Origin of the sequence: Pseudomonas sp. P8_229 (genome assembly GCF_034008635.1) — a bacterium.
GTDB lineage: Bacteria > Pseudomonadota > Gammaproteobacteria > Pseudomonadales > Pseudomonadaceae > Aquipseudomonas.
In genome coordinates this window covers 5,782,278-5,794,743 of sequence record NZ_CP125378.1, presented here as the reverse complement: position 1 = coordinate 5,794,743, position 12,466 = coordinate 5,782,278, and the positions used below count along the sequence as shown (strand labels likewise).

The window sequence follows — 12,466 nt, the reverse complement described above, 5'->3', positions numbered from 1 at the left end:
TTTCAATAACTTGAATATCTGGCACAGATCTCGCTAAAGCCCTCCCCACACCCGCTTCACCCACAACAATAACAATCCCTGGAGACACACCATGAGTGTGATCATTGCCTTGGCCGCCCTCGCGCTGCTGATGCTCGCCGCCTACCGTGGCTACAGCGTTATCCTCTTCGCCCCGATCGCCGCCCTCGGCGCTGTCCTGCTCACCGATCCGTCCGCCGTCGCCCCTGCCTTCACCGGTGTGTTCATGGAGAAAATGGTCGGTTTCATCAAACTGTATTTCCCGGTATTCCTGCTCGGCGCGGTGTTCGGCAAACTGATCGAGTTGTCGGGGTTCTCCCGTTCGATCGTTGCCGCCGCCATTCGCCTGCTCGGCACCCAGCAGGCGATGCTGGTGATTGTGCTGGTCTGCGCCCTCCTCACCTATGGCGGCGTGTCGCTGTTCGTCGTGGTGTTTGCGGTTTATCCGTTCGCGGCGGAGATGTTCCGCCAGAGCAATATCCCCAAACGCCTGATCCCGGCGACCATCGCCCTCGGCGCGTTCTCGTTCACCATGGACGCCCTGCCCGGCACTCCACAGATCCAGAACATCATCCCCAGCACCTTCTTCAACACCACCGCTTGGGCCGCGCCGTGGCTGGGCGTGATCGGCACGATTTTCGTATTCTGCGCCGGCATGCTGTTCCTCCAGCGCCAACGCAACAAGGCGCAGCGCGCCGGCGAAGGCTATGGCACCGAGTTGCGTAACGAACCGGAAACGGCCGAAGACCTGAAGTTGCCGAACCCGTGGATCGCCCTGTCGCCGCTGCTGGCGGTGGGCATCATGAACCTGCTGTTCACCCAGTGGATTCCGCAGTGGTACGGCAAGACTCACAGCCTCGCGCTGCCGGGCATGGCCACGCCGGTGACCACGGAAATCGCCAAACTCACCGCGATCTGGGCGGTGCAAGCGGCGTTGCTGATCGGCATCCTGCTGGTGCTGGCGTTCGGCTTCAAGGCGATCCGCAGCAAACTCGCGGAGGGCAGCAAGAGTGCGGTCAGCGGCGCGCTACTGGCGGCGATGAACACCGCTTCGGAATACGGTTTCGGCGCGGTGATTGCCTCGTTGCCGGGCTTCCTGGTGCTGGCCGACTGGCTCAAGCAAATCCCCAATCCGCTGGTCAACGAAGCGATCACCGTGACCCTGCTGGCGGGCATCACCGGCTCGGCGTCGGGCGGCATGAGCATTGCGCTGGCGGCGATGTCCGAGCAGTTCATCGCCGCGGCGCATGCGGCGAACATACCGCTGGAAGTGCTGCACCGCGTTGCCGCCATGGCCAGCGGCGGCATGGACACCCTGCCGCACAACGGCGCGGTGATCACCTTGCTGGCGGTCACCGGTCTGACCCACCGCGAAGCCTATAAAGACATTTTCTGTATTACGCTGATCAAGACCCTGGCGGTCTTTGTAGTGATCGGCACTTTCTACGCCACTGGCATTGTGTGAGGTATTCATGACCACTCTTTCGGGCAAGACCGCACTGGTTACCGGTTCCACCAGCGGCATCGGTCTGGGCATCGCCCTGAGCCTGGCCAAGGCCGGCGCCAACCTGATTCTCAACGGTTTCGGCGATGCATCGAGCGTCATCGCCGAAGTCGGCCAGTTCGGCGGCAAGGTCGGGCATCACCCGGCCGACGTCAGCGATCCGGTGCAGATTGCCGAGATGATCGCTTACGCCGAACGCGAATTCGGCGGCGTCGACATTCTGGTCAACAACGCCGGGATCCAGCATGTGGCGGCCGTGGAGGAATTTCCGGTGGAGCGCTGGGATTCGATTATCGCGATCAACCTGTCGTCGGTGTTCCACAGCACCCGTCTGAGCCTGCCGGGGATGCGCGCCAAAGGCTGGGGGCGGATCGTCAACATTGCTTCGGTGCACGGCCAGGTCGGTTCGACCGGCAAGGCTGCGTATGTCGCGGCCAAACACGGGGTGATCGGTCTGACCAAAGTGGTTGGCCTGGAGACGGCGACCAGCAACGTCACTTGCAACGCGATCTGCCCGGGCTGGGTGCTGACGCCGCTGGTGCAAAAACAGATCGACGACCGTGCGGCCAAGGGTGTCGACCCGCAGCAGGCGCAGCATGATCTGCTGGCCGAGAAACAGCCGTCACTGGAATTCGTCACGCCACAGCATCTGGGGGAACTGGTGCTGTTCTTGTGCAGCGAGGCTGGCAGCCAGGTGCGGGGCGCGGCGTGGAATATTGATGGGGGTTGGTTGGCGCAGTAATGCTGCGCCCTTGTGGAGCGAGCCTGCTCGCGATAGCGGACTGACATTCAACATTGATGTTGGCTGATACACCGTCATCGCGAGCAGGCTCACTCCTACAAAAGATGGATGTACCACGCGGGCTTGTATGTATGAATCAGATAACAAGAGGCAAACCAATGTCCGACATCCTCTGGCAACCCGATGCCGAGCGTATCGCCCAATCGCGCATGGATCAGTTGCGGCGCGACATCAATCAGCGTCATGGCCTGGCCCTGAGCAGCTACAACGACCTGCACCGCTGGAGCGTCGAACAACGCGAAGCGTTCTGGCAGGCGATCGTCGACTTTTTCGACATCCGCTTTCACACCCAGCCCGACGCCGTCCTGCGTGAGGGCGCGCAGATGCCCAGCGCCGAGTGGTTTCCCGGCGCGACCCTGAACTTTGCCGAACACTTGCTGCGCCGCCGTGACGATGCCGTGGCGGTGATTGCCGTGGCGGAAAACGGTCAGCGCGAACAGCTGACATGGGCCGAGCTGGCCGAGCACGTCGCCGGTTTTCAAGCCAGTCTGCAAGCCGCAGGTATAGGCCTCGGCGACCGCGTGGCGGCGTGCATGCCCAATACCTGGCAGACCCTTGTGGCAATGCTCGCGACCACCAGCCTCGGCGCGATCTGGTCGTGCTCGTCGCCGGACTTCGGCACCCACGGGGTGATCGACCGTTTCGGCCAGATCGAGCCCAAGGTGCTGGTCACCTGCGCCGGTTACCGTTACGCCGGCAAAGACATCGACCAGACCACCAAGGTCAATCAAATCCTCGCGCAGCTACCGTCGCTGCAACAACTGATCATCGTGCCCTACGCCCGCGAACAGGCCCGCGCCGGGGATTACCGCACTCACGCCAACGTGACGTTGTGGGACGACTTCTACCAGCCCGGCGGCGAACCGCGTTTCGTCCCGGTGCCGTTCAAGCACCCGCTCTACGTGCTGTATTCCAGCGGCACCACCGGCGTGCCCAAATGCATCGTGCACAGCACCGGTGGCGTGCTGTTGCAGCATGCCAAGGAGCACGGCCTGCACGTCGATCTCGGCCCCGGTGACCGACTGTTCTACTACACCACTTGCGGCTGGATGATGTGGAACTGGCTGGTCTCGGCCCTCGCGGTCGGCAGCGCGGTGGTGCTGTATGACGGCTCACCGTTTCATCCGGATAACCAACGCCTGCTCGACCTGATCGACGATGAGCGCATCAGCGTGTTCGGCACCAGCCCCAAGTTTCTGGCGACGCTGGAGAGCAGCGGCGTCAAGCCTGCGCAAAGCCATGACCTGCGCAGTCTGAAGACCTTGCTCTGCACCGGTTCGGCGCTGTCACCGCAGAGCTACGACTTCGTCTACCGCGACTTCAAGCGCGACGTGTGCCTGGCGTCGATGTCGGGCGGCACCGATGTGGTGTCGTGTTTCGTCAACGGTAACCCGATGTCGGCCGTGCGCCGTGGCGAAATCATGGGCAAAAGCCTGGGCATGGCGGTTGAAGTGTGGAACGACGCGGGCGTCGCCGTCATTGGCGAGAAAGGTGAACTGGTCTGCACCCGGCATTTCCCGGCGATGCCCGTCGGGCTTTGGCACGATGACGATGGCGAAAAGCTGCGCAAATCCTATTTCAGCCTGTTCCCCGGCGTCTGGGCCCAGGGCGATTACGCCGAGCAATTGCCCCACGGCGGGATGCTGATTCACGGCCGCTCCGACGCCGTACTCAACCCCGGTGGCGTGCGCATCGGCACGGCGGAAATCTATCGTCAGGTCGAGAAAGTCCCGCAGGTGCTGGACAGCGTAGCCATCGGGCAGCAATGGCAGGACGATGTGCGCGTGGTGCTGTTTGTGCGCCTGCAGGATGGCGTGGCGCTGGATGACAACCTGCAACAACAGATCCGCCAGGTGATCCGCGCCAACACCACACCGCGCCATGTGCCGGCGAAGATCGTGACCGTCACCGACATCCCGCGCACCATCAGCGGCAAAGTGGTCGAACTCGCCGTGCGCAATGTGGTGCACGGTGAGCCGGTGAAAAACACCGATGCGCTGGCCAATCCCGAGGCATTGGAGCAGTTTCGCAATCGCCCGGAGCTATCGGATTAGCACGCCATCCCCTTGTGGGGGCGGGCTTGCTCGCGAAGGCGGAGTGTCAGCCGACATCATCGTTTACTGATACACCGCTTTCGCGAGCAAGCCCGCTCCCACAAGGGTGAGGTGTCAATCCATCAAGCCCCATTCGCCCGATGCCGGTGGTGCCGGCGTCGGCGCCGCCTCGGCATGCAGCTTCAGGCGCAGGCGCAGATTGTTTTGTGAGTCGGCATGCTTGAGCGCCTCGTCTTCGCTGATTACACCCTCCACCACCAGCGCGTACAGCGCCGCATCGAAGGTCTGCATCCCGACTTCGGCCGATTTGTCCATGATGCCCTTGAGTTCGCCCAACTCGTTGCGGCGGATCAGGTCGGCGATGGTCGGCGTGCCCAACATCACCTCGACCGCCGCCCGCCGCTGCCCGTCGAGGGTGCGCACCAGCCGTTGCGAGACAAACGCCTTGAGATTGTTGCCCAGCGCATGCAGCAACTGCGGGCGGCGTTCTTCGGGGAACAGATTGACGATACGGTCCAGCGCCTGATTGGCGTTGTGCGCGTGCAGTGTCGACAGCACCAGATGCCCGGTGTCGGCAAACGTCAGGGCATGTTCCATGGTTTCGCGGTCGCGGATTTCGCCGATCAGCACCACATCCGGAGCCTGGCGCAGGGTGTTTTTCAGCGCGGCCTGGAAACTGCGGGTATCGACCCCGACTTCGCGCTGGTTGATGATCGAGCGCTTGTGCCGATGGATATACTCCACCGGGTCTTCGATGGTGATGATGTGCCCGCTGCTGTGCCGGTTGCGGTGATCGATCAGCGCGGCCAACGAGGTGGATTTGCCGGAGTCGGTGGCACCGACGAACAGGATCAACCCCTGCTTGAGCATCACCGTTTCCAGCAGCACCGGAGGCAACTTGAGGTCTTCGAAGCGCGGGATATCAAGCTTGACGTTGCGGATCACGATTGACACGTCGTTGCGTTGTTTGAAGATGTTCAGGCGAAAACGCCCGACACCGGTGCGCGAAATCGCCAGGTTCATTTCCAGTTCCCGATCGAACTCGCGCCGCTGCTCGGCGTCCATCAGGGAGTTGGCGATGGCCTGGACCTCACCCGGTTTGAACGGCCGCTCGCTGAACGGCGTCAGCACCCCGTCGATGCGCGCACTGGGCGGCGCGCCAGTGGAGAGGAACAGGTCGGAGCCGTGCTGGCTCGACAGGCGGATCAACAGTGCATCGATTTCCATGGCAAAAAGCACCCGCGCAGCATTCAATGAACAGAAATGACCCAGTGTCGTGACGTAATGGGTCATACAGCGTCTACCGCAAGTGCAAGAATAGTAGACGCCGACGCACTGACCGACGCTCAGGATAGACGTGATGAACCCAGCTCCCTCCCCCGACGACGCCCAAGCCTTGATCGCCCGCACCGACTGGACTCGTACGCCGTTGGGCGCTGCCGGCACCTGGCCACAAAGCCTGCGCACCGCGGTGGACATCGTGATTCACTCGCCGATGCCGATGCTGCTGTTGTGGGGCACGCAGCTCACGCAGATCTACAACAACGGCTTTGCGATGCTGGCTGGCAGCAAGCATCCACACGCTTTCGGACAGCCGGCGCATCTTATATGGCCGGAACTTCAAGACTTTACCGACCCGATTTATCGAGCCGTCCTACAAGGCCAGGTGCGCACCTACAGCGAACGGCGATTTACCCTGCAACGCGAAGGGAAGGAATCCGACTTCTGGCTGGACCTGACCTACAGCCCGATCCGTGACGAGAATGCGCAAGTCGCCGGCATTCTGGTGACCGCCATTGAAACCAACGAACGCCGACGCATCGCCCTCGAACTGCAACGCCGTTCCGAAGAAAGCCTCAAGGCCCAGCGCGACACCGAAGAACGCCTGCAACTGGCGCTGGCCGCCACCGATGCGGTCGGCACCTGGGACTGGAATATCGGCGAAGATCGCTTCATTGCCGACGCCCATTTCGCGCAACTGCACGGCATCGACCCGGCGCTGGCCAGCCAGTTGCCGATCAGTGATTACCTGCAAGGCGTGCATCCCGAAGACCGCGCCCTGATCGCCCGCAGCATCAAGCACTGCATCACCCATGGCACCGAATACGCCGAGGAATATCGCCTGCTGCGCGCCGACGGCGAACTGCGCTGGGTGTTTGCCCGGGGTCGTTGTTACAAGGATCACCACGGTCGCCCGGTACGGTTCCTCGGCGCCGCGCTGGACCTGACCGAGCGTAAACACACCGAGCAGGCACTGCGCCAGAGCCAGACCGAGTTGCAACTGATCATCAACGCGATGCCGATCCTCATCAGTTATGTCGACCATGAGGAGCGTTTCCGCCTGAACAATGCCGCTTATCTGGACTGGTACGGCCTCACCCCGCAGGAGTTGTACGGCCGCACCATTCGCGACGTGATCGGCGAAGAAGCCTACTTTCTGCGCGCGCCGTACATCGCCGAAGCGCTGGCCGGGCGGTCCTGCTCGTTCAGCCTGTATACCCCGCACCGCGACGGTAGCAACCGCCATGCATTGATGAATTACCTGCCGCGCCACGGTGCCGATGGCGCGGTCAATGGTTTCTATATTTTCGTGATCGACGAGACCGAACGTAAAAAGACCGAAGAAGCCCTGCGCAATCTGAATGAAACCCTGGAGGAGCGGGTCAGCGCCCGCACCGAACAACTGGCCCAGGCCAATCAGCGTCTGCAGAACGAAATGTTCGAACGCGAACGCGCCGAAGATGCGTTGCGCCATGCGCAAAAAATGGAAGCGGTCGGCCAGCTCACCGGCGGTATCGCCCACGACTTCAACAACATGCTCACCGGAATCATCGGCAGCCTCGACCTGATGCAACGCTACATCGCCGATGGTCGCTCACATGAAATCGGACGATTTACCGAAGCGGCCGTGTCGTCAGCCAACCGGGCGGCGGCATTGACCCATCGCCTGCTGGCGTTCTCGCGTCGGCAGTCGCTGGATCGCAAGACCCTCGACGTCAACGAGCTGATTCATTCGCTGGAAGACTTGATCCGCCGCACCAAGGGCGATCCGATCGACCTTACGCTGCGCCTCGCCGAGGATGTCTGGGCGATCAGCACCGACGTCAGCCAGCTGGAAAATGCCCTGCTCAACCTGGTGATCAACGCTCGCGACGCCATGCCCAATGGCGGCGAACTGCTGATCGAAACCGCCAACGTCTACCTCGACGGCAGCGACATCACCACCCTCGAACCGGTCAAGGCCGGCGACTATCTGATGTTGGCGGTCAGCGACAACGGCACCGGCATGACCCCGTCGGTGCGCGCCAAGGCCTTCGATCCATTCTTCACCACCAAGCCGATCGGCCAGGGCACCGGGCTGGGGCTGTCGATGATTTATGGTTTCGCCCAACAGTCGGGCGGCCATGTCAGCCTCGACAGCCTGCCCGATCAGGGCACGTGCGTGCGCCTGTACCTGCCGCGCCTGAATCTGCTGGAACCCGAGCAGCCAATCGTGGAAACCCTCAGCACCGCGCCGGCTGCCAGGTCCGGGGAAACCGTAGTGGTGGTCGAAGATGACCCGGCGGTGCGCATGCTGGTCCTCGACCTGCTCAAGGAACTCGGTTACCTCGCCCACGAAGCCGCCGACGCCAGTGCCGCTCTGCCATTGCTGGAATCGGATCTGCGCGTGGACCTGCTGGTGACCGACGTCGGCCTGCCGGGGATGAACGGCCGCCAATTGGCGGAAATCGCCCGTCAGCATCGCCCGGGCCTGAAAGTGCTGTTCATGACCGGTTATGCGCAGAAAGCCACCGAGCGCCAGGGGTTTCTGGAGGATGGCATGGACATGGTCGCCAAACCGTTTTCGCTTGACGTGCTGGCGAACAAGATCCGCACGATGATCCACCAAACGCCGTCACTTGAGGCATAATCCCGCGCCCCGCCGTCACCCCGTTACAGGTATCGCACGATGAAAGCCCAAGCCCGCCACATTCTGGTGAAAACCGCCGAAGAGGCCGAACAACTCAAACAACGCATCGCCAAGGGCGAAGCGTTCGATGTGCTGGCGAAGAAATATTCGACCTGCCCGTCCGGCAAGCGCGGCGGCGATCTGGGTGAAGTGCGGCCGGGGCAGATGGTCGGCGCGATTGATGCGGTGATCTTCAAGAAACCGTTGCGCACGGTGCATGGGCCGATCAAGAGCAAGTTCGGCTATCACCTGGTGCAGGTGTTTTTCCGCGATTGAGTGTTTGGCCTTAGGGCCTCTTCGCGAGCAAGCCCGCTCCCACAGTTTGGAATGCGTGCCAGTGGGTGCAAGTTCGGTTATCACTTGGTGCGGGTATTTTTTTCGTGATTGAGTGTTTGGCGTAAGGGCCTCTTCGCGAGCAGGCTCGCTCCCACAGTTTGGGATGCGTCATTGTGGGAGCGGGCTTGCTCGCGAACCGATTGCGCAGCAAACGGCCATTCGCCGCTTACTTGGGGATCAACGCCCCAGGCACCTGAATCACCCGACTCGCCAGCCAATGCCCCGCCTCGGCCGCCTCGACCGGACTGCCCCCCAGCAAGCGGCTCGCCAGGTACGCCGCACTGAACGAATCCCCCGCCGCCGTGGTGTCCACAACCTTGTCGACCTTCTGCGCCGGCACCTCGAACGCCTCGCCATCGCAGCGAATCAGACACGCCTCGGCGCCGCGCTTGAGCACCACCTCCGGCGTACCGATCTCTGCGTAGGCCTCAAACACCGCCGCACAGTCGGCAAAATGGAACAGCGCCTGCTCGTCGTCCACCGTCAGCAAGGCCAGATCGACATGCGGCAACACGCTGCGATACGCCGCTCGCGCGTCTTCCTGTGACGCCCACAAACGCGGTCGATAGTTGTTGTCAAAGACGATCCGCGCATCGCGCTGCCGGGCTTCGATCAGGGTCTGGATCAAGCGCTCGCGGCCCTTGGCGCCCAGCACCGCGAGGGTGATACCGCTGAAATACAACACGTCGTAATCCGCCAGCGCTGCCAGAATCGGCTCCGCCGCCGGGGTGGTGAAGCAATCGCGCACGGCGGCTTCATTGCGCCAGTAGAGGAAACGGCGCTCGCCGTTGGCGTCGGTCTGGATGCAGTACAGGCCGGGCAAACGACCGGACAGACGCTGCACGAGTTCCAGGCCAATGCCTTCCTCGACCCAACTCTGGCACATGGCGTCGCTGAAACTGTCATCGCCCAGCGCAGTGACGTAGTCGACCTGCGCCTTATCGCCGAGCGCGCGGGACAGGTACACCGCCGTGTTCAAGGTGTCGCCGCCGAAGCTTTGCTGCAGGCTGCCGTCGGCACGGTGCTGGAGTTCGATCATGCACTCGCCGATCAGGGCGATGCGCGGGATGTTCGGGCCCAGGGGGCTGAGGGTGGTCATCGGGTGGGTCTCTGCTGATTCGATAGTGTTTGATGCGGCCCCATCGCGAGCAGGCTCACTCCTACAGGGGAGCGCATTCCAACTGTAGGAGTGAGCCTGCTCGCGATTGGCCGCACCTCGGTGTCGGACCTTAGAAGCAAGTTTCCATGCTCTCGACCACCGCCAATTGCTCATCCACCAGCAACCCTACCCGCCACTTGTCGAACGTCAGGCACGGATGCGAAGTGCCGAAGGAAATAATGTCGCCCACCCGCAGCTCAACCCCCGGCGCCACGGTCATGAACGCGTGCTGGTCCATCACCGCCGTGACCTTGCACGCGCCAACGTCATCGCCCACCGCTGGCACCACACCGGCCTTGTAGCGCAGCAACGGCACCGGCAGTCCGGCGTCGAATGCCACATCGCGTTTGCCGAGGGCGATCACCGCAAAGCCCGGCTCTGGCATCGATTGCACATGGGCCCAGACTTCCAGCGCCGGGCGCAGGCCTTCATGCAGATCGCTGCGACGATCGAGCACGCAGCACTGCGCTTCCTTGTAGATGCCATGGTCGTGGGCCACATAACTGCCCGGACGCAGCACGCTGAGGAAACGTCCGCCCGCATTCTGCGCTTCGAACGACTCGGCGATCAGGTCGTACCACGCCGAACCCGAGGCGGTGATGATCGGCTTGGCAATGGCAAACGCGCCGCTGTCCTGCAGTTGCACCGCCAGGCGCACCAGCGACCCGGCAAATTCGCGAATGCCGCTGACCGCGTGATCGCCGTGGATCACCCCTTCGTAACCTTCGATGCCGGTCAGGGCCAGTGCCGGTTGCGCATTGATCGCCCCGGCCAGTTCGATAACTTCCTGCTCGCTGCGGCAACCGCAGCGGCCGCCGACCACGCCGTACTCGATCATCACGTTCAGCTTGACCCCGCGCGAGGCGAAGTAGGTGCCGAGATCGGCGACGTTGTCCGGGTGATCGACCATGCAGTGGAAGTCGAATGCAGGGTCTGCCAGCAGATCGGCAATCAGCGCCATGTTCGGCGTGCCGACCAGTTGGTTGGCCATCAGCACCCGCCGTACGCCGTGGGCATAGGCTGCGCGGGTCTGCGTCGCGCTGGCCAGAGTGATGCCCCACGCACCGGCGTCGAGCTGACGCTGGAACAGGGCTGGGGTCATGCTGGTCTTGCCGTGGGGCGCAAGTTCTGCCCCGCTGTCACTGACGAACTTCTGCATCCAGCGAATGTTGTGCTCCAGCGCCTCGCGGTGCAGCACCAGCGCCGGAAGGCTGACGTCACGCGCCAGATGCGCACCGATGGCGGCATCGCCCTTTTCCACAGCAGAATTGATCGCAGTCGTCATGGTCGAACTCCTCACTGTCGCGGCCGGCAGGCAGCCGCGGTTATTCGTTGATACGCCGGGCGAGGCTGTTGGCGCTCTCGATCAGAACCCGGCGATAGTCGTTGTAATTGTTCTTCGCATCGGCCCGTGGGGCGACGATGCACAGGGTGCAAATGGCGATGCCGCTGGGGTCTTTGACCGGGGCGGCGAAGCAATGGGTGAAGGTGTCGGCAACGCTGTCGAAGGAGAAGAAACCGTCGATGCCAGCCTGACGGATCTCCGCCAGAAAGCGTTCCAGCGGCAGGCGTTCGCCGTCGGGCAGGATGTAGTCGTCTTCGTCGATCAGGTCGATGATCTGCTGATCACTCAGGTGCGCCAGCAGCAAGCGCCCGGACGCGGTCCACGGGATCGGCGCGTTCTCGCCAATGTCGGAAGAAATACGAAAATGCCGCTCGCCTTCCTTCATCAACGCCACCGTGTACTTGCGCCCGTTGAGCAGGCACATCTGCGCGGTCTCCCGGGTCTGGCTGACGATTTCCTGCAAGGCGTGATCGGCCTCGCGACTGAGGTCGAAATGGCGCAGATGCGCCTGCCCGAGGAAATACAACTGGCGACCGAGATAGACGTGACCGTCCTTGCCCACCGGCTCCAGAATCCGCCGTTCGAGCAACGATGCAACCAGCTCGTAGACCGTGGATTTCGGTCCGCCGATGCCATTGGCAATGTCGTTCGGACGCAGCGGCTGGCCGATTTCCTTGAGGAAATCGAGGATATCGAACGCCCGGTCCAGACCACGGGCCCGGCGCTTGATGGTGTCTTCGGTCATTTCAGTGGTTCCCATTCAAAGTCGCCGGGAGTTTACCGCTAATGATCGTTCCCATGCTCCGCGTGGGAATGCAGCCCGGGACGCTCTGCGTCCCTTGGAACGCGGAGCGTTCCGAGAGGCATTCCCACGCAGAGCGTGGGAACGATCGAGTGCAGTTCAAGCCTTTTTCTTGTACGCGATGCAGTCGATCTCGACCTTGCAGTCGACCATCATGCTCGCCTGCACACAGGCCCGTGCCGGGGCGTGCTCAGGTTTGAAGTATTCGCCGAAAACCTTGTTGAAACTGCTGAAATCCCGCGGATCGTCCAGCCATACACCGGCACGCACCACATCCTCCAGGCCATAACCGGCTTCTTCGAGAATCGCGATCAGGTTCTTCATGGTCTGGTGGGTCTGTTCGACGATGCCACCAACGATAATCTCGCCATCCACTGCCGGCACCTGGCCGGACACGTGCAGCCAGCCATCCGCTTCAACGGCGCGGGCGAATGGACGTGGCTGGCCGCCGGCGGCGGTGCTGCCAGTGCCGTAACGCGTAATGCTCATGGGTACTT

At 62.4% G+C, this 12,466-nt stretch carries 10 protein-coding genes; 5 read left to right on the top strand and 5 right to left on the bottom strand.

Going from position 1 to position 12,466, the window contains the following annotated elements:
- Positions 1-91 precede the first annotated feature (91 nt).
- From QMK55_RS26080 to QMK55_RS26070, 3 genes are all read left to right on the top strand, one after another.
- Complete coding sequence (locus tag QMK55_RS26080) at positions 92-1,483, top strand: GntP family permease (protein ID WP_320328098.1); 1,392 nt, start codon at positions 92-94, stop codon at positions 1,481-1,483.
- A gap of 7 nt (positions 1,484-1,490) precedes the next feature.
- Complete coding sequence (gene hbdH, locus QMK55_RS26075) at positions 1,491-2,264, top strand: 3-hydroxybutyrate dehydrogenase (protein WP_102355365.1); 774 nt, start codon at positions 1,491-1,493, stop codon at positions 2,262-2,264.
- A 158-nt stretch (positions 2,265-2,422) separates the two neighbouring features.
- Positions 2,423-4,378, top strand: coding sequence for an acetoacetate--CoA ligase (locus QMK55_RS26070; protein ID WP_102355364.1), 1,956 nt, complete (start codon positions 2,423-2,425; stop codon positions 4,376-4,378).
- Positions 4,379-4,492: 114 nt separating this feature from the next.
- Here the strand turns inward: QMK55_RS26070 and QMK55_RS26060 are convergent, their stop codons facing one another.
- Positions 4,493-5,605 (bottom strand): PilT/PilU family type 4a pilus ATPase, encoded by a 1,113-nt coding sequence (locus QMK55_RS26060; RefSeq protein ID WP_102355363.1) that lies wholly within the window; start codon positions 5,603-5,605, stop codon positions 4,493-4,495.
- Between the two features lie 133 nt (positions 5,606-5,738).
- Here QMK55_RS26060 and QMK55_RS26055 point away from each other — a divergent pair, with 133 nt between their 5' ends.
- Both QMK55_RS26055 and QMK55_RS26050 read left to right on the top strand, forming a co-directional pair.
- Positions 5,739-8,288, top strand: coding sequence for a PAS domain-containing sensor histidine kinase (locus QMK55_RS26055; RefSeq protein WP_102355362.1), 2,550 nt, complete (start codon positions 5,739-5,741; stop codon positions 8,286-8,288).
- A 39-nt stretch (positions 8,289-8,327) separates the two neighbouring features.
- Positions 8,328-8,603, top strand: coding sequence for a peptidylprolyl isomerase (locus QMK55_RS26050; RefSeq protein ID WP_003225447.1), 276 nt, complete (start codon positions 8,328-8,330; stop codon positions 8,601-8,603).
- A gap of 226 nt (positions 8,604-8,829) precedes the next feature.
- On the opposite strand, the gene QMK55_RS26045 is transcribed toward QMK55_RS26050, so the two are convergent.
- From QMK55_RS26045 to QMK55_RS26030, 4 genes are all read right to left on the bottom strand, one after another.
- Positions 8,830-9,762, bottom strand: coding sequence for a sugar kinase (locus tag QMK55_RS26045; RefSeq protein WP_102355361.1), 933 nt, complete (start codon positions 9,760-9,762; stop codon positions 8,830-8,832).
- Between the two features lie 130 nt (positions 9,763-9,892).
- Positions 9,893-11,107 carry an amino acid deaminase gene (locus tag QMK55_RS26040; protein WP_320328097.1) on the bottom strand — a complete coding sequence of 405 codons (1,215 nt, stop codon included), beginning with the start codon at positions 11,105-11,107 and terminating at the stop codon, positions 9,893-9,895.
- A gap of 40 nt (positions 11,108-11,147) precedes the next feature.
- Positions 11,148-11,912, bottom strand: a complete 765-nt coding sequence (locus QMK55_RS26035; protein ID WP_102355359.1) for an IclR family transcriptional regulator — start codon at positions 11,910-11,912, stop codon at positions 11,148-11,150.
- Between the two features lie 156 nt (positions 11,913-12,068).
- Positions 12,069-12,458: a RidA family protein gene (locus QMK55_RS26030; protein ID WP_007912330.1), complete on the bottom strand. Its 390-nt coding sequence runs from the start codon at positions 12,456-12,458 to the stop codon at positions 12,069-12,071.
- Positions 12,459-12,466 lie beyond the last annotated feature (8 nt).

Coding starts and splice junctions, on each gene's coding strand:
- QMK55_RS26080 (WP_320328098.1), top strand. CDS start 92: ATGAGTGTGATCATTGCCTTGGCCGCCCTCGCGCTGCTGATGCTCGCC.
- hbdH (WP_102355365.1), top strand. CDS start 1,491: ATGACCACTCTTTCGGGCAAGACCGCACTGGTTACCGGTTCCACCAGC.
- QMK55_RS26070 (WP_102355364.1), top strand. CDS start 2,423: ATGTCCGACATCCTCTGGCAACCCGATGCCGAGCGTATCGCCCAATCG.
- QMK55_RS26060 (WP_102355363.1), bottom strand. CDS start 5,605: ATGGAAATCGATGCACTGTTGATCCGCCTGTCGAGCCAGCACGGCTCC.
- QMK55_RS26055 (WP_102355362.1), top strand. CDS start 5,739: ATGAACCCAGCTCCCTCCCCCGACGACGCCCAAGCCTTGATCGCCCGC.
- QMK55_RS26050 (WP_003225447.1), top strand. CDS start 8,328: ATGAAAGCCCAAGCCCGCCACATTCTGGTGAAAACCGCCGAAGAGGCC.
- QMK55_RS26045 (WP_102355361.1), bottom strand. CDS start 9,762: ATGACCACCCTCAGCCCCCTGGGCCCGAACATCCCGCGCATCGCCCTG.
- QMK55_RS26040 (WP_320328097.1), bottom strand. CDS start 11,107: ATGACGACTGCGATCAATTCTGCTGTGGAAAAGGGCGATGCCGCCATC.
- QMK55_RS26035 (WP_102355359.1), bottom strand. CDS start 11,912: ATGACCGAAGACACCATCAAGCGCCGGGCCCGTGGTCTGGACCGGGCG.
- QMK55_RS26030 (WP_007912330.1), bottom strand. CDS start 12,458: ATGAGCATTACGCGTTACGGCACTGGCAGCACCGCCGCCGGCGGCCAG.